Origin of the sequence: Pigmentiphaga aceris, from assembly GCF_008119665.1 — a bacterium.
Taxonomy (GTDB): Bacteria; Pseudomonadota; Gammaproteobacteria; order Burkholderiales; family Burkholderiaceae_B; genus Pigmentiphaga; species Pigmentiphaga aceris.
The window spans coordinates 1,283,974-1,305,525 of record NZ_CP043046.1; the positions used below are offsets into that span (position 1 = coordinate 1,283,974).

Sequence of the window (21,552 nt, forward strand, 5' to 3'; positions counted from 1 at the left end):
CAATGCATATCGTCTACGTCACGGAAACCTGGCCCCCGGAAGTCAATGGTGTGGCCTTGACCGCGTCCCGCACGGTCGACTTCCTGCGAAGCCGCGGCAACCGGGTCACCTTGGTTCGACCGCGCCAACAGGCTGAAGTCGGCACACCGCCCGAGACCATGCTGGCCCACGGTATCCCGATTCCCCGATACAACGGTTTGCGCTTTGGCCTGCCCATGGGCGGCACGCTTGCGCAAGCCTGGTCGCAAGATCCGCCTGATCTGGTGCACGTGGCTACCGAGGGCCCGCTGGGCTGGTCGGCCGTGCGCACAGCCGTGCGTCTTGGTATTCCAGTCTCTTCCGATTTCCGTACCCGGTTCGACAGCTACACCCAGTTCTACGCGGGTCGTTTCCTGACCGGCATAGTCACCGGTTATCTGCGTCGATTCCACAATCGTTGTGGCCGCACCTTCGTGCCCACCGAGGCTTTGCGCAGCGAATTGCATGCGTTGGGATATCGGCATTTGAAGGTCAGCGGTCGTGGGGTGGATAGCCAGCGTTTCGATCCTGCACATCGTCGTGACGCCTTGCGCGCGCAGTGGGGGGCTGAAGGCCCGGTTGCGCTGTATGTCGGTCGGCTTGCTGCGGAGAAAAACCTGCCGCTGGCCCTCGACGCTTACAACGCCATGCGCCGTGCCAACCCGGCTACGCGCCTGGTGGTGGTGGGAGACGGTCCGTTGCGCGAGACCGTCCGCCAGCGTTGCCCGGAAGCGATTCTGGCCGGCGTGCAACGTGGCGACGACCTGTCGGCGCATTACGCATCAGCCGACATCTTCTTGTTTCCCAGCCTCACAGAGACCTTTGGCAATGTGACCTTGGAAGCAATGGCAAGCGGCCTGGCGGTGGTTGCATTCCAGAACGGTGCCGCCGCACAACACATTCACGATGGTATGAATGGCTTTGCACCCGCACCCGGTGACAACACGGCATTTGTTGCCGCTGCGGTGCGGCTCGCTGCTAAACCTGCATTGCGTGAGCGTCTTGCGCAGGCAGCCCGGATCGACGCCTGCGCGGTTGATTGGGATCGAATCCTGACTGACTTTGCACGTTCGCTGGAAATTCTGGCAAAGATGGAGACCATCGATGGACGTGCGCTCTTGGCCTGACCCCCAACGCTGGCTCGATCATGATCGCCGTCTTGCACAGGCGCTCAATCGGGCTTCCTCGTATCGCGCACTGCTTTATCTGTGTCGCGTCGTCAGTCGGCTATCCGATGGGGTGATCTGGTATGTGATGATCGCCATGCTGCCGCTGATTGCCGGGCAGGCTGGGTGGCGATGCGCGCGTCACATGCTGATCGCCGGGCTGATCTCATTGACGATCTACAAGGTGTTGAAGCTCACCACCTGCCGCCTCCGTCCTTATGAGTCTTGCCCGAATGTGCAGCTGTGCGGCCGCGTGCTGGACCAGTTCAGCTTCCCGTCCGGCCACACCTTTCATGCCGTCGGGTTCTCACTGGTCCTGAGCTATCACTTTCCGATGATCGCCGTGGTGGCCATTCCGTTCACCATGCTGGTTGCACTGTCGCGCGTGGTGCTGGGCCTGCATTACCCCAGCGACGTATTGGCCGGTGCCGTATGCGGTGCAATGGTGGGTCTGGCGTCGGTGTTCATCATCTGATGCATGTTTTCGGCGACCATTGCCTTGGTCACCGGAACACGATCCACCAAGGCCTGCTCGAACAGCTGTTGCCAGTGACGAACCACTGCGGGGTATGCCGCATCTGCCGGGTGCAGGCCGAAACGCAGGAACGGTGCGTTGCGCTGTGCTTTGGCCAACGCGCCAACCCACTGTTTTGACACGGCTCTGCGCCACGCGCCTCTTACGCTGTAAACCAGGCTGGGTGCCGACATCGATTCGCATGAGGGCAGGGCGTAGATACGTCGCAAGGTAGTCGTGTAGCGAAATGGCAAGGCCTTCAAAGCTTGCCATACGCCCGGGCTCATCAGCCATGCCGGCGCAACAAAGCCGTGCAGCGGCCATCCCTGGCGCTCGAACCACTGCCTGCCCAGATTCAGTCGATGCGTCGCCAAGGCCTCTGACAAAGACGAAAACTCACCTTCACCGGCGGTGTACACGTGGCGGCGAATACGGTCGATCGTTCCATTGATCGGTTGATCGTCCAGGTGCAAGTACCCATGCAAGGCCAGTTCATCACCTTGTGCCAGACAATCGCTCATGCGTGCGCAGAATGCCGGGTCGTCCATCGCAGCCGTGCCCCGGTGGTATTTCGGCACCACCAACAAGGTTGCAGGGAAGGGGGCGACTTCGCGCAGCGCATTCAACAGGTACTCGGACTGCGCCCAAGTGGCCGGTGAGACGTCATGAATGGCGATGCACAGGCTGCGCGCCGGCAGCGTCGAAACGATCTGGGGCGATGTCGAAGATGCGTTCGGGGCCATGAGCAAGTTGCCGGTAATGTTGAATCAAAGGGGGAAAGACATTGCGCCAGTCGTAGCTCAACGCATGTGCGCGCGCCGCTTTGGCCAGCGCGTCGGGATTGCGTTGGCGCAGACTGACAATGGCGCGCGCAAAGGCTTCGGCCGACCCGGGCGGCACCGTGATTCCCACGGCATCGACCACCAGATCACCCACACCCGCGCGCTTCGCACCCACTACCGGCAAACCACAGGCCAGTGCTTCCAGCACAGCCAGGCCAAAGGTTTCCTGGTCACCCGCGTGGACGAACGCATCCGCATCGGCATACGCACGCGCCAAGGCCTCACGTCCTGCTTCGTAGGGCAACACGCGCACCCGTGAGCCGCGCGGTGTCACGGGGCCATCGCCAATTGCCACCAGCAAGTAGGGCGCGCCAAGCCGTTCCACGGCATCAGCCAGCAGGGGCAGATTCTTTTCTGGCGCGAAACGACCGACATATAGCAAGACCACCGCATCGGGTGGAATGTTGTGACGTGCGCGCCAACTGCCGTCGGCCGGTTGCGGGTGGAACACCGTCGTGTCTACGCCCAGCGGCTGCAACACCGCACGCGATACGCCCAGGTCGTGCAGTTGGCTGACCAGATGGGCACTGGGCGCAAATACGCGATCAAAGTGGGGATACAGCTTGCGCACATAGATGGCCGCGGCCTGGCGCGCATGTTTGCCTGCCAGGCGTTGCGCCATTTCAAGAATATTGGAATGGAAGAACGCGCATACGGGCACCCCACTGGCTTGGCCGGCATCGAGCGCGGACCACGCCATCTGGTAAGGGTCACCGACTTCAATCACATCGGGCTTCAGCGCGCGCAACACCCGGGCTGACGCATTGCGCGCAAGCGGGAAGCGATAGCCCGATGAAAAGGGGAGCGGCAGTCCAGGCACCTGGGGGGAAGCCGCAGCAATTGCGCCGGGGACAACTACCGTATGCCGGATCGATTCTTCGCGCTGCAAAAAACCGTTCTTTGCGCGCAGATAACTTTTCACGCCACCACCACGGGGCGACCAGAACATGGTTGCGTCGACAACATGAAATGCGCCCGGCCCCCTGTCGGGAGCCGGAAAGTCGACGAGATTCACAGGTCGGGTCAGGGTAGTGCGTGCGTGCATCTAGACTCGAACGAAAGCTCAGAAACCGCGACGAAGTTCGGCGGGCGGCACTTTCATCAAACCACGATACTTCGCAACCGTTCGGCGCGCCACAATCACGCCCTGATCGGCCAGCATCTTGGTCAGCGACACATCCGACAGCGGCGCAGTCTGGCTTTCGGCCGAGATCATTTCCTTCAGCAGTGCGCGCACCGCTGCTGCCGAGCACGAACCACCGGTTTCAGTCGCCAGTTCGCGCGAGAAGAAGTGTTTGAATTCAAAGATGCCGCGCGGCGTGGCCATGTACTTGTTGCCCGTCGCACGCGAAATGGTGGACTCATGCAGACCAAGCTGCTCGGCCACTTCACGCAGTACCAGCGGCCTGAGCGCGACCTCGCCGTACTCCAGGAAGGTCTTCTGGTAGGCCACGATGGCTTCTGCCACACGCTGAATGGTGGTGAAACGTTGCTCGGCATTGCGGATCAGCCAGCGTGCTTCCTGAAGCTCCTGTGCCATCGGGGCACGGTCGCTGCAACGAGCGCGGCGGAACAGGTCTGCGTAGGTGCGATTCAGACGCGCCTTCGGCATCACGGCCGGATTGGTTTGCACGACCCACTGGTCCTTGACCTTGCGCACGATGACGTCTGGCACGATGTAGGACGAGTCCGGGCGTGAGAAACGCAGGCCCGGTTTGGGATCAAGGTGACGAATCATCTGGCAGGCGTCGCGGACGGCTTCTTCGTCGCAGTCCAGCAAACGCTGCAGCTCGTTCATGTCGCGCTTGGCAAGACGATCCAGGTGCTTGTCCACGATGGTCTTGGCATTGAGTACCGTCGGCGAATTACCCATGGCACCCAGCTGCAACAACAGGCATTCGCGCAGATCGCGAGCGGCAATGCCGGGGATGTCCAGTTGCTGCACAAGCTTCAAGGCGGTGGACCATTCGGTGTCGCTGGCCGGCGGATCGAAGTCCGTCAGACCTGCCAGTTCATCGAACTCCTGGCGCAGATAACCATCGTCGTCCAGTGCTTCGATGATCAGTGCGCCCAGCACGCGGTCACGGTCACTCAGTCGATAGTTCGACAGCTCGGCGTGAAGGTGTTCGTGCAACTCAGGCGTCGATTGCGCATAGTCGCCGTACTCGCCCTCGTCTTCATCACGATTATTACCGGAGCCAGAAACCGGATAGTCACCGGAATAATCAGGCAGGGGATCGTCTTGCGGGCTGCTGGTGACTTCGCTATCCACGTCACTTGCACTGGCGGGAGGCGCGTCCGGCAAAGGCAGGTCATCATCGGAAAATGGTGAATCGGGCTCAACAGGCTGGCCCGTCTCGTCCAGCTCGGGATCGGACGGGTCCGTATCTTCTTCCAGGAACGGATTGGTGGCCAGGGCCTGATGGAGCTCCTGAGCAAACTCAATCGACGACATCTGGAGCAACTTGACGGACTGTTGCAAGCGCGGCGTGAGCGCAGTCTGTTGAACCGCACGCAGGTCGTAGGTAGCCTGGACCAAGTCTGTTCTCCCTTGCTGAAATCATGAAGCTAAACGCGATGTATGTTCATGATGCAAAGTCCATGCCATTATCTTCAAACCGCGTTGCAGCTACGTTTCAGGCAGGTGTGGGTCCTTACAATCCGGGCTCGTCTGGTCGCAAATTACCGGTGCGTGCAATCTCTACGCAAAAACCGATCCTGCATCCTGGTGTTGTCTTGATAGCAGACCATCCTATGTGCAATTGCCTGCGCTTGCGTTCGGCATGTTGATTGCTTGGGAGCAGACTGCTGCCTGTGCCCCGTTTTCGCGGCGTGCGATGGCGGCTTAATCGGGATCGTTGCTATGTTTCGTCTTCTGGCTCGCTTGAGCGCCGTGATCCTCAGCGGGATGCTGCTGACCCAGTGTGCATCCGTCCCGGATGTTTCCGATCTTGCCGAGCGACGAGAGCAGGTCAAGATATCGACGGCATCCGGTTGGCTGACCTACGAGCAGAGCAAGAGGATCCTGTCTCGCATCGAGCGCCGGGGCGATCCGCAGGACTTTCTGTCGCAGCATCTGGAAGTCGAAGAGGCGGTAGCGGGCGGTCCGCTGGTGTCTGGCAATCGCATCAGCTTGTTCACCGATGGGCCGTCTACCTACAAGGCGATGGAAGCATCCATTCGGTCGGCCAAGCAATTCATCCACATGCAGAGCTATATCTTCGAGGATGATGAAACCGGCAACCGGTTTGTGTCCTTGCTGGAGAAGAAGCAGGCCGAGGGCGTTGCCGTTGCCATCATCGTGGATGGCATTGGCACCTTGTCCACACCAAAAACCATGTTCGACCGCATTCGCGCGGCGGGCATTCAGCTATTGGTGTTCAACCCCGTCAATCCCTTGGAAGCCCGTACCCCCTGGTCGCTTAACGAGCGTAATCATCGGAAGATTCTGGTGGTGGATGGCAAGACTGGGTTTGTCGGCGGCATCAACATCAGTGGGGTGTATTCCGCGCCGGCTTCGGGTGGCTCGGGTGGCGTCGGTTCCGGTGGGTCCGGTGGGTCTGGTGGCTCCGGCGGGAAGGGCATCAACGTAGGCAGCGGAAGCGGCGAGCCAAAAGATGCCAAGACGGCACCTTGGCGCGACACGCATATTCAGATCGACGGGCCCGTCGTGGCCGATATCGAACGGGTGTTTCTATCCACGTGGCAGGAGCAACGCGGCGAGCCCTTGGTACAGCGAGACTTCTACCCGAAGATCGGGCCAATGGGTCAGCAAGTGGTTCGTATCCTGGCCAATCAGCCCGGCGAAAACGAAGGGCACTCGATCTATCTGACCTTGATGTCGGCGATCTCAAGCGCGCAGAAAAGCGTGCACATCACCATGGCGTACTTCGTGCCCGATCCCGCGTTCCTGGAAGCCTTGCGACAGGCGGCGAAGCGCGGGGTGGATGTGGTGCTGATCCTTCCCGGCTTCGCAGATTCGTCGATGGTTTTCCACGCCGGGCGCTCGCACTACCGTGAACTGATCGAGGCCGGTGTGAAGATCTACGAACGTCGTGATGTGTTGCTGCACGCCAAGACGGCAGTGGTTGACGACGTGTGGGCAACGGTCGGATCAAGCAACATGGACTGGCGCAGCTTCGCCATCAACCACGAGATAAATGCCGTGGTGCTGGGGCCGGAGTTCGGTTCACGCATGGAACGACTTTTCCAGGAAGACTTGACGCGCTCGGTCGCCATTACCGAAGAGGAATGGTCGGATCGACCTATTTCCGATCGAATGAAGGAATTCTTCTCGCGTTTTGCCGAGCGCTGGTTGTAAGCAGGCGCTGGTGAGCAGGCAGCTTTGTCCAAGTGCTTGCCATCGGTGCTTGTCAGTGGGGATTTACGATCGATGCCGCTGTGTGAGCCTCACGCAGCGGCATTGCCTTGATGAGATACCAGCCCGGTGCGTACCAGTTGGCATCGCAAACCGCTCAAGCGACGTCGTCGCTCGCTGTCTCGCCCTTTTGATAGGCTTCAAGACGGTTGTACAAGGTCTTCAGGCTGACGCCCAGCGCATCAGCGGTACGTCGCTTGTCGCCATCAAAATGCGCAAGCGTGGCCAGGATGATCTCGCGCTGTGCTTCGGCCAAGGGCGTTCCAACCCACAAGCTTAACTGGCCATCGTTCAACTGCGGCTTCTGCACCCGCGAGGCCATGTTGGGATTGGCGACATCGACCACGCCTTCTTCGGCAAGAATGAACGCGCGGTGTACCGAATTCTTCAGTTCTCGCACATTGCCGGGCCAACCGTATTGGCGAAGCGTCTCCAGGGTGCCGCGCGAGAAGGTGCGATCGGTTTTCTGCGCATGGTTGAATTGCGCAAGAAAATGCCGCGCCAGCAACTCGACATCGTTGTCGCGCTCGCGTAGCGGCGGCACACGCAGCGGAAACACCGCCAGGCGATACAACAAGTCTTCGCGGAACGTGCCGTCCTTCACCGCCAGATGCGGGTCGCGGTTGGTTGCCGCTACGACTCGCACATCGACGTGGATAGGGTCCACACCGCCCACCCGGTGAAAACTTCCCGTCTCCAGCACCCGCAGCAGCTTGATCTGCATCTCAGGGGCCATCTCGGTGATTTCATCCAGGAAGATCGTGCCGCCAGAGGCATGCTCGAAATATCCCAGATGCTGCTGCACCGCGCCCGTGAAGCTTCCCTTCTCGTGACCGAAGAGTTCGGCCTCGATCAGCGCTGCGGGAATCGCACCGCAGTTGACCGGCACAAAGGGTTGATCCTTGCGCGCACTCATGTCGTGTACGGTACGCGCGACCAATTCCTTGCCCGTGCCGCTTTCGCCCACGATAAGGACGGTGGCCATGGTCTTGGCGACCCTGCCTACCTGATCACACAAATCTCGCATGATGGGCGATTCCCCATACAGCAACCCGAATGGTTGCGTGGGGGTGGGCGCGCTGTTGCGACGGGTCGCAGCAGGCTTTTCTTTGGCGGGGGAGAGGGCGGAATTGCTCATGTAGTTTTTATCCTACCTGTTTTCCGACCTGATTGTCGTGACGGAAAATTGCCGTGTAGAACATGCGTGCTGCGGGTTCTCGCCTTGTAATTCTTACCGCAAAAAATGCGTTATGTTGCTTGAGCACGCGCCAAAAAGCCTCTGGCATGAAAACTGCAAAGGCCTCACAGGTCCGCAGTGCCGCTCCACGATCTCTCATGGTCGTCGTGTTTGGTCTACGGGGTGATTTCCACCAACCGATCGGCCGTCAGGCCACCGAGGAGAAACTATGTCGACGAATCTTACGGACGTATCCAGCCGAGACCGCGTAGCGCAGAATTTTCGCGACTTGGTCAATGACGCAGAAGCGCTTCTGAAGTCCACCGCCGCCTACACGGGCGAAGGTTACGAAACCGCACGTGCCAATGTGGTCAGCCGCATCGAAACCGCCAAGGGTGCCATCCATGATCTGGAAGGCCGTGCAATCGATCGCTACAAGGAAGCGTCGGCCAACACCGAAACCTATGTGCGTGCCAACCCGTGGCAGGCTGTGGGTATCGCTGTCGCCGTCGGCGCGCTGGTCGGCTTCATCGCCCACCGCCGCTGATCGTGCGTCACGGGGCCGCAGGGCTGTCATGCCGCAATGACAGGCTCCGGCTCCGTGTCGATCTGTCGATCGCCAATCCCGTTCATTACGTAAAGAGGTAAATCATGAGTCGTTCTAGCGTGGCGTCTATCGCCTTGGTCGCAGCGGCCGTTGCTGGGGCTGTCATGTGGTTGTGTAAGGCCGAACGTGCCCGCCGGCCTGCCCACGAAGCGGAAGTGACTCGTTGGGAAGGTGAGGGTGGCAACGTGCCGGACGTTGCAGTCGAAACCGGCAATCAAGGCTCTGGTCGTGCGGGCAAGCCTGCTCTCGCATCAACCAGTGCGAGTGAAGCCGCGCCTGCCAACCAAGAAGAACCCTGGCCCTTCCCCCGTAGCTGAGTATGAAGCGCTGCCCGGTGCGACATCGAATCGCCCGGGCATGGCTTGATGGTGTTCATGCGTAAAATAGGGAATCGAGGCAGATTGCGCATTCCTTGCGGTGTTGGCGATTGTGGATATTGGTTTCAGCCTGTCCTGCCCAATGCTTGCCGATGACCAAATGACTGTTTTTGTCTGGTGATAACTGAATGCCTCATGTATTGATCGTCGACGATGAACCCAACACGCGCGCGGCCCTCGCGGAAATCGTTGCGGCGGAAGGGTTTACGACGGCGGTAGCAGGCGATCTGCGCGAAGCGCGGATCCAGATCGTTCGCCAGGCCCCCGACGCGGTATTGACCGATTTGAAGCTGCCCGATGGCAGCGGCATGGATTTGTTCCAGGACCTGGACCCCAAGCTGGCCGTCGAGGTCATTCTGATCACTGGCCACGCCAGTGTGGAAAGCGCCGTGGCTGCATTGCGGCTGGGTGCGGCGGACTACCTGGTCAAGCCGATCAATATCCAGCGTCTGAAGGCAATTCTGGACCGGATTCCGCGCGCAGGTGATCTGAAGGCTGAGATTGGTTCGCTGCGTGACGAACTGCGTCGCTTCGGCCGATTCGGCCGCATGCTGGGCAACTCTGCGGCCATGCAGCAGTTGTATGACCAGATTGGCAAGGTTGCGCCTACGGAAGCCACCGTATTGCTGATCGGCGAAAGCGGCACCGGCAAGGAACTGGCGGCGCAGACCATTCACGAACTGAGCTTGCGGCGCAAGCAGCCCTTCCTGCCTGTGAACTGCGGCGCGATTTCGCCCAACCTGATCGAAAGCGAAATGTTCGGTCACGAGCGGGGCAGCTTCACGGGCGCAGACCGCCAGCACAAGGGCTACTTCGAGCGCGCCCACGGCGGCACCCTGTTCCTGGACGAAATCACCGAGATGCCGATCGAGCTGCAGGTAAAGCTGCTGCGCGTTCTGGAATCGGGCTTGTTCATGCGTGTGGGTACCAATCGCGAAATCGAAACCGACGTGCGGGTGATTGCGGCGACCAACCGCAATCCGATGGAAGCGGTGGCCGATGGCAAGCTGCGTGCCGACTTGTATCACCGCCTGAATGTCTTCCCGCTCGACCTGCCGCCGCTGCGCGAGCGTGGCAAGGACGTCGAATTGATTGCCCAGGATTTCCTGGAGCAATTGAACACCTCGCATCACGGCAAGAAGACGTTTGCACCGGAAGTCTTGGGCAGCCTGAGTGCACATCGCTGGCCCGGCAACGTGCGAGAGCTGAAGAACTACGTGCAGCGTGCCTACATCATGGCCAGCGATGACGTGATCTCAGCATCGGTCGTGCCCTTGCAGATGTCTCCCAATGCGCCGGTCAGTGAATCGGTCATCACGATTTCCGTGGGCACCTCGCTGGCCGATGCCGATCGTCACCTGATCTTTGCCACGCTGGAGCAATGTGGCGGTGTGAAAAAGCGTGCGGCCGAGGTCTTGGGCATCAGCCTGAAGACGTTGTACAACCGGCTGGAAGAGTACGCCGCAGCGGGACGCAGCCCCGAGGCTGCGTTGGCTGGGGACGACCTGCCGGTGAAATGACGTCATGGCAGCTGTCGTAGACGACCCGATTGTCTGTCCTGTCCCAGGACTTCGTTGGGTCGATGACAGCGGTCCGGGCATCACCCGAAAGATTCTGCGTGGCCACTTTGCGTATTTCGACGCAAAGGGCAAGCGGATACGCGATCAGGCAGAAATCGATCGTATCAATGCGCTGGTCATTCCGCCTGCCTATACCGAGGTGTGGATTTCCAGCGATGCACGCGGGCATATTCAGGCCACCGGCCGTGATGCCCGTGGACGCAAGCAGTATCGCTACCACCCCGACTGGCACGCCACCCGTGATGCGGACAAGTACGGTTCGCTGATCGCGTTTGCCGACGTACTGCCGCGCATCCGTCGGCAGGTGGCAAAAGACCTTGCCCTTCCTGGGCTGCCCAGAGAAAAAGTCATTGCGGCCATCGTGAGCCTGCTCGAATCCACGTTGATTCGAATCGGCAGCAAAAAGTACGCGCTGGCCAACCGCTCTTTCGGGCTGACCACCTTGCGAAACCGTCATGCCAAGGTTTTCGGACAGACGGTGCGTTTTCGTTTTCGTGGCAAAAGCGGGGTCGAGCACGACGTCAAGATTGCCGACCGTCGGCTGGCTACCATCATTCGTCGTTGCATGGAGATTCCCGGCCAGGCACTGTTTTCCTGTGTCGATGGGCCTGACAGCGAACCGCACGCCATCGACTCCGGCGAAGTGAACGACTATCTTCGCAGCGCCGCCGGCGCAGATGTCACGGCCAAGGACTATCGGACCTGGGCAGGGTCGGTCATGGCCTTCGATACCTTGCAGGAAAGCGTATGGGCCGACGAAACCAGCGCCAAGCGCACCTTGGTGGAAGTCACACGCGAGGTCGCGTCCAGGCTTGGCAATACCCCTGCGGTCTGTCGCAAGTGCTATATCCATCCCGCAATCTTTGCGCACTACCTGGAGCAAGCGCTGCCAGATCGTCGTACCCCGCGCGACCCTCGTGGACTGCGGGCAGACGAACGGCGTTTTCTGGCTTTTCTGACGACGGTAGCTGACGCCAGCGCTTGATGGCGTCAAGACGCTTACCGCAAGGTACGCTTCCTGCTGAAACGTGAGTCCCGAGCATTGCTGAGGAGACTCGCATGTCATTGATAGTCGCCGCGCGCTTCGAAACCTTCGAGGCGGCAGAAAACGCTTCTCGTGAGTTGTTCCGCAAAGGCTTTGACGAAGATGACTGCACCATCTTCTTTGTCAGTCCTCGTGGGCAGCATGCTACCTATCCCCTTGGCGGCGATCAGGCTGCTGACCCCGGTGCGCGTCGCGCGCATGTGGGGGCTTTCGGCGGGGCCACGGTCACCGGCGCAATCGGTGCAGTCATTGGCGGTGCAATCGGTCTGACGACCGGGCTGCCCATTGTGGCCGTCCTGATCGGTGCCGGGGTGGGTGCTTACCTGGGCTCCCTGGGTGGCGCGTTCGTCAAGCTGAAGAGCCAGGCCAAGCGTCGGGAACCGGGTCGCCCGGTTGCCGTGCGTCATGCTGGTGTACTGCTTGCCGTGCACGTCAAACCCGATACTGAAGCCGAAGTTGCTCGTACCTTGCGTGCCCTGGGCGGCGAGGACGTGGAGAAGGCTGAAGGTCGCTGGAGAGACGGCAGCTGGACGGATTTCGATCCGGTCAAGCCGCCTGTGCTCAGCGATAAAGTCAGGCCCGATCACGCAGGAGCGGTTTCCTGAACCGGTTATGCGAATACGACCGGAATAACTGTGCTTGTGGTTGCATCCGGGTACTTGCAGAAGGACCGTTTCAACGTGTCCAATAGGCGGTTCGGCAGGTGGTTGTCTGACAGGACCGCGCTGCTTTCTTATAGAACATGACGCAGGCGTCAGCATCGTACAAATAATGGCGGTGCGGCCCGGCGTGGAGTACGGCTCGGAGTAGCAGCATCGTGACCAGTGTGTTCCCCCGCGACGACGATACCGGCATGCGTCCCGCCTATTATGTAGCGCGGATCGACACGCGGCACACCATTGTCCAGTTTGACGAGCGCTACGAAATCCGGCGCAGGCTTGGCCTGCCGGCCGATGGGGCGCTGAGTGTTGAGACTGCGGTGGGGGCGTCTGCCTACGCCCTGCTGTTGCCATTCATTGAACGTGGCTTGGCCGGCGAGCAGGGCGAGTTCGAACTCGACCTGCCGGACAGTACCGGCGTCGTGCATCGGGTTCGGGGCAACTATGTACCCGAGCGCGACGCCAGTGGCGCGGTGACCGGGCTTACCGCAGTCATTTCAGACGTTGGCGCGCAGCGCCATACCGAGCAACTGATGGTGCAACAGCAGCGAGACATTGCTGCGTTGGTCGAGAACTCGCCGGACATCATTGCGCGTCTGGACCTCTCTTCACGTTTTCTGTATGTGAACCACGCGGTTGAACTTGCGTTCGGGGTGCAGGCAGATCAGGTGATCGGACGCACCACTGCTGAAGCCGGTTTTCCCGCCGATGTGGCTGCAAGTTTCGAAGCAGGGCTGCGTGAGGCAATTGAAAGCCGTACCGAGCATCGCCTGAACTTGCAAATGTCGCAAGGCGGCAAGCTGCGCCACTATTCCTCCCGCCTGATCCCCCAGTTTGATGGAGACGTACTCAGCTCCGTGCTGGCGATTACTTACGACGTCACGCAACGTGTCGAGGCAGAGCTTGAACGCGACGCGCTGCTGGTGCGTGAAAAGGTGGCGCGCATGCAGGCTGAGGCAGCCGCCAGGGCGCGCGACCAGTTTCTTGCCGTCGTATCGCATGAATTGCGCTCTCCGCTCAATGGCATCCAAAGCTGGACCCATGTGCTGGAAAGTTATCTGGATGCCGAATCTCCCCCTGTTCGGCGTGCACTGGCCGGTATCAAGACCGGGGTGCAACAACAGGTACGTCTGATCGAAGATTTGCTCGACGCCACCCAGCTGACCGCCGGCAAGATGCAATTGGTGAAGCAACCGATCCGGCTGCAACCGGTCTTGCAATCGGCGGTATCACGTGTGGCGGCGGCAGCCGAGGCGCGTCACGTGACGATCGAGCTCGACGCAGGCCAGAACGATGGTCATGTGATCGGAGACGCCGAGCGCCTTGAACAAGTCGTCTGGAATCTGCTGTCCAACGCCGTCAAGTTCAGTACCGAGCACGCAAGCGTTCACGTAACGCTGAGCAACGAGGGCGGAGACGCGATCATCACCGTCCGAGACACCGGCCGCGGTATTGCCCCCGAATTCCTGCCTTACCTGTTTGTGCCGTTCCGCCAGGCCGATGGTTCCCGTACGCGCCGCGCAGGCGGCATTGGCCTGGGATTGATGCTGGTACGCCGTCTGACCGAGATGCATGGCGGTCGTGTTGTTGCCTTCAGCGCGGGCGAAGACAAGGGAGCAACCTTCTCTGTCTACCTGCCGCTGGAATGGAAAAAGCAGGTTGAAGGCTCCTTCGGCGAAAGCATTCGTTCCGACGGCGAGCAAGCCATGGTGTCGCTTGAGGGCGTATCGGTGCTGCTGGTCGATGACCAGGCAGAGGCACGCGACGCTTTGCAGGTGCTGCTTGAACAGGCCGGGGCCACGGTCGTTGCGCTGGATTCTGGGGTGACCGCAGTGGCCTACCTGCGCGACATTGACACCGCTGCGCGTCCAAACGTACTGGTTTGCGACATTGCCATGCCGCTTCAGGACGGATATCTGACGTTGCAGCAGATTCGTGCGCACGAAAAGGAACATCCGGGACTGTCGCGCTTGCCCGCCATTGCGCTGACGGCGTTTACACAGCGTGAAGACAAGATCAGGGTCTTGTCGAGTGGTTTCCAGGTTCATCTGGCCAAACCTGCTGACGCGGGCGAGCTGATTGCCATTATTGACATGCTTGCGCGCCACGGTGCCGATACGCTGTTTGCGGTAGAGGGCTGAGACGCCCTTTGGCAGATGTTTCTGCTCCAGAGTGAAAAATCTTACATGTCTACGCCGTTTTTTCCCTTGGCCGGGAAAGAGCGGCGTTTTGTTTTATGGGGATTGTTTATAAAAGTCCTTTAAAATCAATGGGTTGTTGATAAAAAAGAAACTGGCATGGTGTTTGCTTTATGTCTTGCATCCAATCATTACCCGCCCACGTTCAGGAGCACATCATGTCCGCAGTCATGACCAGCCACACCGTCAACCCCGTTCGCAAGTTGTTCAGCCTGTGCCGCAAGCGTTATCTGCGTTACCAAGTCTGGCGCACCGAGGTTGAACTGAACGCGATCGAGCAAGAGCGCCGTCAGCTGGCTTGGGAAGCTCGCGAAGCTGCCATGCAGCACGCTGACCTGGTGGCTGCACTGCGCAGCGAAGGCGAGATCGTGGCATCGGTTGCCGCACCGCTGCGCCAGGACTACAACTGAGCAAGATTGTTGCGGGTCATACGCCCGCCGTCACTGAGGAGATCTCTGTGAGTGCTTCGCTCAACGGACGACGAATTGCCATTTTGGTGATGGATCACTTCGAACAAGTCGAACTGACCCAGCCCAAGCGGGAACTGGAAGCTGCCGGTGCAACGACGGTCATCATCTCGCTGCATGCCGAGCAGGTAGTCGGAATGAACCATGATGTGAAGGGCGAACGTTTCGATGTCGACTTGCCCTTTGATCAGGCGCGAGCCGATGACTTCGATGCGGTGTTGCTGCCCGGCGGTGTGTTCAACGCCGACGAAATCCGCAACCAGGTCAATGCGCAGAAGTTCGTGCAGGACATCGTGGCGCAAAACAAACCGGTGGCGGTGATCTGTCACGGTGCCTGGCTGCTGGTGTCAGCAGGCCTGGTCAAGGGCAGAACCTTGACCAGTTGGCCCAGTCTTGAAGATGACATCGTCAATGCAGGCGGGCACTGGGTCAACGAAGAAGTGCATGTGGACGGCTTGCTGATCAGCAGCCGCAAGCCGGATGACATTCCTGCATTTGTGCGCAATTTCATTGACGTGCTGGAACGTCAGCCAGCCTACCTGTCGTAATTGGAACGAGGGATACCGCCCGGGCGGGTCGGTATCGCTTCTCGTCGGTCAGTCGTAGCAGACCACCGCTTGCAAAAGCCAGGGTTGATGCAGACGTAGAAAAAGGAGTCATCTTTTCAGATGGCTCCTTTTTTATTGGTCACTCACTACCCGGCTGTGCCGGGAAGTGAAGATCAATCAATCAGCTGAACCAGGTTTTCCCGTGACGCCAATCTCTTGCGCATCGGCAATGTGGTCTGGTGCGATATCGGAACCATCAGGTTCCATTTCATCAGGTTCTACGCTGATGCGTTCGCCGGTACCTTGTCGATCCGTATCCGAGTCGGCCAGGGAGGTTCCGATGATGTCGCTGCCCGAGTCCGAGCTATCACCCGGGCCCAGTGCACCCATGTCATGCCCGGGCGGTTCGTCCGGAATCATGTCGTCGTGGTCCAGCAGCGTGCTGTTCGCCATGTTGGATCTCCCTTGTCACGAACTTGAATGATTATTTGCCGTAGTCAGCCTTGGCGCGGTCTACGCACTGGTCTTTGGCTGCACCCGACAAAGGATCGCACTTTTCACGCGCGACGCGGTAATCCGCTTCGCGCTTGGTCTTGGCTGCGTCAGCCTGCGCTTCGGCGGTCTTGCCAGCGGCCTTGTTGTCGGCAAGTGCCTTGTCGCGGTTGGCCTTGGCTTGAGTCTGGCACACATCCTTCTGGTTACCCGACAGGCGATCGCATTCGACGCGTTGTGCCTTGTATTCGCCCTCAATACGTTCTTCTTGTGCCTTCATGGCGTTTTCAGCAGCGGTAGCGGCGAATGCGCCACCGGTGATGGACAGGCCGAGAACGGCGATAGCGAGGCCGGATTTGAGGTTCATGTGGGTGCTCCTGATTGACGGGTATTCGGGCGTACTGCGCGGTGGCGCGCATGGGGTAGCCCGGCGTGACGTCTTATTAGCAATGCATGTGCCCACGTGGACGGCTGCCGCAGATCGCAAGCCTGATTGGAGTAGCATCGCAAGCTACGCCCATTCCGGCATGTAGCAACGCTACGCCCACCACAAGGACATGTCATGAGCTTCACTCCCCTCAGTTCCACGTTTGCCATTGCCCCCCAGCTTGGGCCGGCGGACATGGCGGGCCTTGCTGCTGCAGGCTTTCGAAGCGTGATCAATAACCGCCCCGACGGAGAAGGTGGTCCCGACCAGCCGCTGTCCGCCGACATGGAAGCGGCGGCACGCGCAGCAGGGCTTGAGTACGTGTATCAGCCGGTCAATGGTGCCAACATTCAGCAAAGCGATGTCGATACCTTCGCGTCTTTGCTGGAAACGCTGCCGCAACCCGCGCTGGCGTTCTGCCGCAGCGGCGCACGTTCGACTCGGCTTTATCAGCTGGCTACGCGCTGAGCATCAGTATCTTCAACGGGCGGATATCCCTGCATAGATTCCGCCATCCCCGTCATTGCAATGGGTGGCGGTGCGCAGCAGGCGATGCGCTTTCGTAACGACGCCAGACACGTCGCAACTGCCTGGCTGAACCAAAGCCGGTCTGCTCTGCAATGCGTTCGACGCTATGGGCAGTGTCTCGCAGCATCTGCCTGGCCAGGGCCAGACGCACACGGTGCAGGTATTCAAGCGGACTGCACTCGGCCTGTTCGGCAAACAATCTGCCCAGGTGCCGCGCACTGGTGTGCGCCAGGGCTGCCAGTTTGTTTGCCGTCCAGTCGGCCGCCGGATCGCGGGTGATGGCGTCTTGCACCCGATGTACCAAGGGGTGCAGATGGTTGCGGTGCGTCAGCCACGGCGACATCGCCGGGTCCTGACCCGCGCGGCGCAGGTAAACCACCATGTCACGCGCCACCTCGCAGGCCAATCGCGGATCGCATTGTTGGGCAATCAGGTGCAGGCTCAGATCGATGCCCGCCGTGATGCCTGCGCTGGTGAAGATGTTGCCGTCTTCCACAAAGATGCGGTTGTCGTGCACCCGAGCCTCGGGTGCCAGCGTGCGCAGTTCATCCAGGTAGCTGTGGTGGGTGGTGCATTGCCGCCCTTGCAGCAATCCGGCTGCTGCGGCAAACAGGCTGCCCGCGCACACGCCCATCAGCTGAAAGCCATCCGGGCGATACAGCCGGGCCAACCAATCGACCACGGCTTTCGCTGGTGCTGATGCCAGTGTCATGGCTGCCCCGCTGATACCGGCGATCACCACAATGGCATTGTCAGGCACCTGATCCGGCAAAGGCTGAAGGTCTGCAATCGTCAGGCCACTGGCACTGCGCACCGTTGGTTGCGGGCCGTGGTAGCTAAGCGTGTAGCTATCGGGCTGGCGCGTGGCGGCAATGCGAAACGCTTCGGCAGGGCCGGCGACATCGAGCAGCACGAGTTCTGGCAGGACGATGAACAGGACCGGTTTCATGGCGGATCAGGTCAGGCTATCAGGCAGCCAGCGCATCTACTGTGGCAACGATCTGCGCAAAGCGGCCTGCCAGCACCAGTTCAGTCCGTGCCACGATATCTTCCGCACTGTAAGTTTTACCGTTTGCGTGTTGCATCGGGAAGGTCAGGGTAGCGTCGCTGACAAAGCGCACTTTGAAGCCTACGTCCGAGGCATGGCGGGTGGTGGTTTCGCAGCATTGCTCGGTGCGAATACCGGTGATCAACAGTTCCGTCACGCCATGGCTGCGCAGCCAGGCTTCCAGGTCGCCACCGTCGTCTGCCTTGGCGAACAAGGCCGAATGCACGGTCTTATAAAAAACACCGGTGGGCTGTACATCCAGGCCGGGCAGGGTGCTTACCTGGCCGGATTGGCGTGAGAATGCGCCCTCCGGGCCCTGGGCCTCGCTGACGTGGAACACCTGCAGCACGGGAATCTGCTGCGCATGGGCCTGGTCGGCAAGCTTCTGGATACGTGCAAGGAATTCCGGCACGCCAGCGTCGTCCCAAAACGGACGTTGTTTGAAGGAGTTCTGGACGTCGATGACAAGCAGGGCGAGCGACATGGTGTGATCCTGGAAGAAGCAGTACGGGCACTCATTGTGCGACGGACTGCCTGCATGCACGAGGCCTGGACACGACGGCGAGCGGACCGATTCGGACATCCATTGCTGATCCTTTGCTGACATCCCTTGCTGACATCAATGCGCACATCATCAAGCAGGTACGGACACTGATGCATGACGCTCAACTTGAGGCCGTATCCCCCGGGGCATTGTCGCCTTCCTGACCAGACAACTCGGGACGCAGATCCAGCCAGACCAGACGCATCGCTGGATCATCGGTATCCGGGTCATTGCGGAATCCCAGTCGCTTCATCAGCTTGTGCATGGGCGAATTGCTGGCCAGCACAAATCCTTCGATGCGTCGCAGCCCCTGGTGTCTGGCGGCCGAAATGATGGTGCGCATCAGCTGTACACCCAGACCACGGCCCTGCCAGTCATCGCCCAGCACCAACGCGTACTCTGCACTTTCGCCATCCGGGTTGCGCAGATAACGCGCAACGCCAATGATGATCTCGCGCAGTTGTTCAGGGTGCGCAGGGTCGGGTTGGCGCACTGTGGCCACCAGCGCAAGTTCGCGGTCGTAATCGATCTGCGTATAACGCGTCAGCATGCGGGGCGACAGCTCGCGCATCGCCGAAATGAAGCGCATGTAACGCGTGTGGGCAGACAACTGACGCGTGAAGTCCTGCAAGGGTTGCGCGTCTTCGGGCCGGATCGGGCGGATGGTGTAAGGCTGGCCATCAGGAAACACGGCATGGCTGACCAGCCGCGCCGGGTAGGGGTGAATCGCCATGTGCGCGAAGTCCTGACCCCGATCTGTGGTCGAGGGTTCTGGGCACACCGTGATGCGACAGTCGGCAGCAATCACGCCGTCTTCCGTCAGCATGATGGGATCGATCGACAGTGACTGGATGTCCGGCAATGCGCAGGCAATTTCCGATACTCGCAGCAGCAAGTCTTCCAACTGGGCCAGTGCCGCAGGGGTAACCATGGGCATTTCGGACTGCCGCCACGCGCGTGCCCGTTCGATCAGCCGATGGGCCAGGAACCCGTTCAAGGGCGGTAGTTCCAGACCACGCTCCATGCCGACTTCGGCCTGACTGCCACCGCTGCCGAAACGAATCACCGGGCCGAACAAGGGGTCGCGCACGATGCCTGCCGATACCTTGACAGCCCCTGGCGCACCGGCCATGCCTTGCACCGTAATGCCCAGCATGCGCGCCGACGGTGCAGCTGCGCTGGCGGTCACCAACATGCGCTGGAATGCCGTGACCAACTCATTGGTATTGCGGATGTCCAGGTGAACACCGCGCACCGACGACTTGCGCTCGATATCGGGCGAGGCAATCTTGATGGCGATCGGAAAGCCGATCTGCTGCGCGGCAATTACCGCTTCCGAGGTGGTACGCGCCAGAATCGCCTGCACCACAGGAATGCGGAACGCGGCCAGCAAGGCTTTGCCTTCCGGTTCGGTCAAGGTGGTCCGGCCATCTGCGCGGGCGGATTCGATCATCAAGCGCGCCCCTTCTATATCAGGGGCGTCGTCGATCGATTCGGGCGGGGGCAGTTGTTGCAGCAACTGCTGGTTGTAGTGATACGCGGCTAAGCTGGCAAACGCATCGAGCGCCGATTCGGGCGTGCGGAACGACGGCGTGCCCACCTCGTCCAGAATGCGACGCAGGGCACGCGTGGTGGCATCGCCCATGAAGCAGGTCAGGACCGGCTTGCGCGCACGCGGGGCGATGCGGGCCAGCGCGCGGGCAATTTCAGACATTTCTGCCGATGGGTCGGGCGCAATCAGGCTAAGGACGCCATCGACTTCCGGGTCATCGATCAGTGCCTCGACGGCTCGGGTGGTCTGATCGGCCGTGAGCGGTGCGAAGGTCACGACTGGATTGTCGGTCCAGGCAAGCGGGCCAAGAATTTCACGCAGCAAGATGCGCGTATTTTCCGTGGGCTGGGCGCGGGTTACCGCGGCACCCTGGGTCATCAGGTCAAGCGCCAACTGTGCCGGGCCGCTGCCGTTGGCAAACAGCACCAGCCGCCGACCATTCGGCCGCTTGGGAAAACTGAGCGCCTTGACCGCCGAAAACAGCTGCACGAAAAAGCGCACACGTACCGCGCCTGCACGGCGCAAGGCGGTATCGAACACGGCATCGGCCGATACGCCACCCATGGCAATGGGGGCAATCGGCGGACGAGCACCCATCGGATCGACGCTGCTGCGTCGCTCGCTGGCACGACCTGCCTTCAATATCACCACCGGCTTCACACTGGCGGCAGCGCGCAGCACGCTCATCAACGCACGGGCGTTGCGCACGTCTTCCAGATAGAGCGCGATGCTGTCGGTGCGCGGGTCCGACACCAGGAAGTCCAGCACGGTGGCGACGTCCAGGGTGGCCTCGCTGCCCAAAGAGATCACCGTGGAAAACGCCGTCCGGTTGTCATCGGCCCAATCCATCACGCTGGCCATCAGCGTGCGCGATTGCGACACCAATGCAACCCGACCGGCACGCGCCAGTTGCGGATGCAGGCTGGCGTTCAGGCCGGCATAGGGGCGTTGCAAGCCATAGGAATGCGGGCCCAGGAAGGTGGTGTCATGTTCGCGCGCCCAGTGCCTGCACCATTCGGTCAGCGACGGGGAGGGCAGCGGTGACAACACAATCGTGGCGCGCGGGCGCAAGCTGCCCAGCGTGGTCAGCACACGTTCGGTGTCGCCTTGCTCAACGAATACCAGCGCCAGATCCGGGCGTTCCCCTGCTTTGACACCGGCCAGTTGCTCGGGCGGTGTGAACGTGCCGCCAGCAGCGACACGAAGCTCGGTAGTCGCATCGCGCAATGCCGCTGGCAGGCTGTCTGTAACGGGCAGAGCACGGTCGCTGACGACAAGCAGCGAGCGGGGATCGAACAGCGGCGATAGGGCGTGGCGCATGAAGGACGGCACCGGAAGAGTTGAAGGGCGTGGTCAAGGGTAGCGCCAAAGCGCGCTTGCGTCTG

Annotated in this window: 21 protein-coding genes; 12 read left to right on the plus strand and 9 right to left on the minus strand. The window is 60.5% G+C overall.

Annotated features, from left to right (window positions below):
- Positions 1 to 2: 2 nt before the first annotated feature.
- The gene (locus tag FXN63_RS05350) at positions 3 to 1,145 is read left to right on the plus strand and encodes a glycosyltransferase family 4 protein (RefSeq protein WP_148813485.1); all 1,143 of its coding nucleotides are present in this window, start codon (positions 3 to 5) and stop codon (positions 1,143 to 1,145) included.
- Positions 1,123 to 1,659, plus strand: coding sequence for a phosphatase PAP2 family protein (locus FXN63_RS05355; protein ID WP_148813486.1), 537 nt, complete (start codon positions 1,123 to 1,125; stop codon positions 1,657 to 1,659). The genes FXN63_RS05350 and FXN63_RS05355 overlap by 23 nt, the downstream gene beginning before the upstream one ends.
- Here FXN63_RS05355 and FXN63_RS05360 read toward each other — a convergent pair.
- The 3 genes from FXN63_RS05360 to FXN63_RS05370 are packed head-to-tail and all read right to left on the minus strand — an operon-like array spanning position 1,587 to position 5,079.
- Complete coding sequence (locus FXN63_RS05360) at positions 1,587 to 2,441, minus strand: DUF2334 domain-containing protein (RefSeq protein WP_148813487.1); 855 nt, start codon at positions 2,439 to 2,441, stop codon at positions 1,587 to 1,589. The genes FXN63_RS05355 and FXN63_RS05360 overlap by 73 nt on opposite strands.
- A complete protein-coding gene (locus FXN63_RS05365) occupies positions 2,362 to 3,585 on the minus strand; it encodes a glycosyltransferase (RefSeq protein WP_148813488.1) in 1,224 nt (407 codons plus the stop codon). Before FXN63_RS05365 ends, FXN63_RS05360 begins: the two co-directional genes overlap by 80 nt.
- 18 nt (positions 3,586 to 3,603) lie before the next feature.
- Positions 3,604 to 5,079 carry an RNA polymerase factor sigma-54 gene (locus FXN63_RS05370; RefSeq protein ID WP_148813489.1) on the minus strand — a complete coding sequence of 492 codons (1,476 nt, stop codon included), beginning with the start codon at positions 5,077 to 5,079 and terminating at the stop codon, positions 3,604 to 3,606.
- A gap of 324 nt (positions 5,080 to 5,403) precedes the next feature.
- Between FXN63_RS05370 and FXN63_RS05375 the strand changes: the two genes are divergently transcribed.
- Positions 5,404 to 6,861, plus strand: coding sequence for a phospholipase D-like domain-containing protein (locus tag FXN63_RS05375; protein ID WP_148813490.1), 1,458 nt, complete (start codon positions 5,404 to 5,406; stop codon positions 6,859 to 6,861).
- Positions 6,862 to 7,015: 154 nt separating this feature from the next.
- Here FXN63_RS05375 and FXN63_RS05380 read toward each other — a convergent pair whose 3' ends face one another.
- Entirely contained in the window at positions 7,016 to 8,056 is a 1,041-nt protein-coding gene (locus FXN63_RS05380) for a sigma-54 interaction domain-containing protein (protein WP_148813491.1), read from the minus strand.
- A gap of 268 nt (positions 8,057 to 8,324) precedes the next feature.
- On the opposite strand from FXN63_RS05380, the gene FXN63_RS05385 reads away from it, so the two are divergent.
- From FXN63_RS05385 to FXN63_RS05420, 8 genes are all read left to right on the plus strand, one after another.
- Positions 8,325 to 8,642 (plus strand): ElaB/YgaM/YqjD family protein, encoded by a 318-nt coding sequence (locus FXN63_RS05385; RefSeq protein ID WP_148813492.1) that lies wholly within the window; start codon positions 8,325 to 8,327, stop codon positions 8,640 to 8,642.
- A gap of 104 nt (positions 8,643 to 8,746) precedes the next feature.
- Positions 8,747 to 9,019, plus strand: coding sequence for a hypothetical protein (locus FXN63_RS05390; RefSeq protein WP_148813493.1), 273 nt, complete (start codon positions 8,747 to 8,749; stop codon positions 9,017 to 9,019).
- Positions 9,020 to 9,207: 188 nt separating this feature from the next.
- The gene (locus FXN63_RS05395) at positions 9,208 to 10,599 is read left to right on the plus strand and encodes a sigma-54-dependent transcriptional regulator (RefSeq protein ID WP_148813494.1); all 1,392 of its coding nucleotides are present in this window, start codon (positions 9,208 to 9,210) and stop codon (positions 10,597 to 10,599) included.
- A 4-nt stretch (positions 10,600 to 10,603) separates the two neighbouring features.
- Positions 10,604 to 11,644: a DNA topoisomerase IB gene (locus FXN63_RS05400; protein WP_148813495.1), complete on the plus strand. Its 1,041-nt coding sequence runs from the start codon at positions 10,604 to 10,606 to the stop codon at positions 11,642 to 11,644.
- 74 nt (positions 11,645 to 11,718) lie between these two features.
- Positions 11,719 to 12,309 (plus strand): glycine zipper 2TM domain-containing protein, encoded by a 591-nt coding sequence (locus tag FXN63_RS05405; RefSeq protein ID WP_148813496.1) that lies wholly within the window; start codon positions 11,719 to 11,721, stop codon positions 12,307 to 12,309.
- A 248-nt stretch (positions 12,310 to 12,557) separates the two neighbouring features.
- On the plus strand, positions 12,558 to 14,504 hold the full coding sequence (locus FXN63_RS05410; protein ID WP_148813497.1) for a hybrid sensor histidine kinase/response regulator: 1,947 nt from the start codon (positions 12,558 to 12,560) through the stop codon (positions 14,502 to 14,504).
- A gap of 215 nt (positions 14,505 to 14,719) precedes the next feature.
- Positions 14,720 to 14,971, plus strand: coding sequence for a hypothetical protein (locus FXN63_RS05415; protein WP_148813498.1), 252 nt, complete (start codon positions 14,720 to 14,722; stop codon positions 14,969 to 14,971).
- A gap of 47 nt (positions 14,972 to 15,018) precedes the next feature.
- Complete coding sequence (locus FXN63_RS05420; RefSeq protein WP_148813499.1) at positions 15,019 to 15,576, plus strand: type 1 glutamine amidotransferase domain-containing protein; 558 nt, start codon at positions 15,019 to 15,021, stop codon at positions 15,574 to 15,576.
- Between the two features lie 177 nt (positions 15,577 to 15,753).
- Here the strand turns inward: FXN63_RS05420 and FXN63_RS05425 are convergent, their stop codons facing one another.
- Together FXN63_RS05425 and FXN63_RS05430 are read right to left on the minus strand one after the other, a co-directional pair.
- Entirely contained in the window at positions 15,754 to 16,029 is a 276-nt protein-coding gene (locus FXN63_RS05425; protein WP_148813500.1) for a hypothetical protein, read from the minus strand.
- 31 nt (positions 16,030 to 16,060) lie between these two features.
- On the minus strand, positions 16,061 to 16,435 hold the full coding sequence (locus FXN63_RS05430; RefSeq protein ID WP_148813501.1) for an SPFH domain-containing protein: 375 nt from the start codon (positions 16,433 to 16,435) through the stop codon (positions 16,061 to 16,063).
- A gap of 195 nt (positions 16,436 to 16,630) precedes the next feature.
- Between FXN63_RS05430 and FXN63_RS05435 the strand changes: the two genes are divergently transcribed.
- Positions 16,631 to 16,963 (plus strand): protein tyrosine phosphatase family protein, encoded by a 333-nt coding sequence (locus tag FXN63_RS05435; RefSeq protein WP_148813502.1) that lies wholly within the window; start codon positions 16,631 to 16,633, stop codon positions 16,961 to 16,963.
- Between the two features lie 52 nt (positions 16,964 to 17,015).
- Here FXN63_RS05435 and FXN63_RS05440 read toward each other — a convergent pair whose 3' ends face one another.
- From FXN63_RS05440 to FXN63_RS05450, 3 genes are all read right to left on the minus strand, one after another.
- Positions 17,016 to 17,972, minus strand: a complete 957-nt coding sequence (locus FXN63_RS05440; protein ID WP_148813503.1) for a GlxA family transcriptional regulator — start codon at positions 17,970 to 17,972, stop codon at positions 17,016 to 17,018.
- A 19-nt stretch (positions 17,973 to 17,991) separates the two neighbouring features.
- Entirely contained in the window at positions 17,992 to 18,555 is a 564-nt protein-coding gene (locus FXN63_RS05445) for an isochorismatase family protein (protein ID WP_148813504.1), read from the minus strand.
- 181 nt (positions 18,556 to 18,736) lie between these two features.
- On the minus strand, positions 18,737 to 21,487 hold the full coding sequence (locus FXN63_RS05450) for a bifunctional acetate--CoA ligase family protein/GNAT family N-acetyltransferase (RefSeq protein ID WP_148813505.1): 2,751 nt from the start codon (positions 21,485 to 21,487) through the stop codon (positions 18,737 to 18,739).
- Positions 21,488 to 21,552: the final 65 nt, after the last annotated feature.

Coding starts and splice junctions, on each gene's coding strand:
- FXN63_RS05400 (WP_148813495.1), top strand. CDS start 10,604: ATGGCAGCTGTCGTAGACGACCCGATTGTCTGTCCTGTCCCAGGACTT.
- FXN63_RS05410 (WP_148813497.1), top strand. CDS start 12,558: ATGCGTCCCGCCTATTATGTAGCGCGGATCGACACGCGGCACACCATT.
- FXN63_RS05435 (WP_148813502.1), top strand. CDS start 16,631: ATGAGCTTCACTCCCCTCAGTTCCACGTTTGCCATTGCCCCCCAGCTT.
- FXN63_RS05350 (WP_148813485.1), top strand. CDS start 3: ATGCATATCGTCTACGTCACGGAAACCTGGCCCCCGGAAGTCAATGGT.
- FXN63_RS05430 (WP_148813501.1), bottom strand. CDS start 16,435: ATGAACCTCAAATCCGGCCTCGCTATCGCCGTTCTCGGCCTGTCCATC.
- FXN63_RS05380 (WP_148813491.1), bottom strand. CDS start 8,056: ATGAGCAATTCCGCCCTCTCCCCCGCCAAAGAAAAGCCTGCTGCGACC.
- FXN63_RS05375 (WP_148813490.1), top strand. CDS start 5,404: ATGTTTCGTCTTCTGGCTCGCTTGAGCGCCGTGATCCTCAGCGGGATG.
- FXN63_RS05365 (WP_148813488.1), bottom strand. CDS start 3,585: ATGCACGCACGCACTACCCTGACCCGACCTGTGAATCTCGTCGACTTT.
- FXN63_RS05360 (WP_148813487.1), bottom strand. CDS start 2,441: ATGGCCCCGAACGCATCTTCGACATCGCCCCAGATCGTTTCGACGCTG.
- FXN63_RS05395 (WP_148813494.1), top strand. CDS start 9,208: ATGCCTCATGTATTGATCGTCGACGATGAACCCAACACGCGCGCGGCC.
- FXN63_RS05445 (WP_148813504.1), bottom strand. CDS start 18,555: ATGTCGCTCGCCCTGCTTGTCATCGACGTCCAGAACTCCTTCAAACAA.
- FXN63_RS05440 (WP_148813503.1), bottom strand. CDS start 17,972: ATGAAACCGGTCCTGTTCATCGTCCTGCCAGAACTCGTGCTGCTCGAT.
- FXN63_RS05355 (WP_148813486.1), top strand. CDS start 1,123: ATGGACGTGCGCTCTTGGCCTGACCCCCAACGCTGGCTCGATCATGAT.
- FXN63_RS05390 (WP_148813493.1), top strand. CDS start 8,747: ATGAGTCGTTCTAGCGTGGCGTCTATCGCCTTGGTCGCAGCGGCCGTT.
- FXN63_RS05385 (WP_148813492.1), top strand. CDS start 8,325: ATGTCGACGAATCTTACGGACGTATCCAGCCGAGACCGCGTAGCGCAG.
- FXN63_RS05425 (WP_148813500.1), bottom strand. CDS start 16,029: ATGGCGAACAGCACGCTGCTGGACCACGACGACATGATTCCGGACGAA.
- FXN63_RS05405 (WP_148813496.1), top strand. CDS start 11,719: ATGTCATTGATAGTCGCCGCGCGCTTCGAAACCTTCGAGGCGGCAGAA.
- FXN63_RS05415 (WP_148813498.1), top strand. CDS start 14,720: ATGTCCGCAGTCATGACCAGCCACACCGTCAACCCCGTTCGCAAGTTG.
- FXN63_RS05450 (WP_148813505.1), bottom strand. CDS start 21,487: ATGCGCCACGCCCTATCGCCGCTGTTCGATCCCCGCTCGCTGCTTGTC.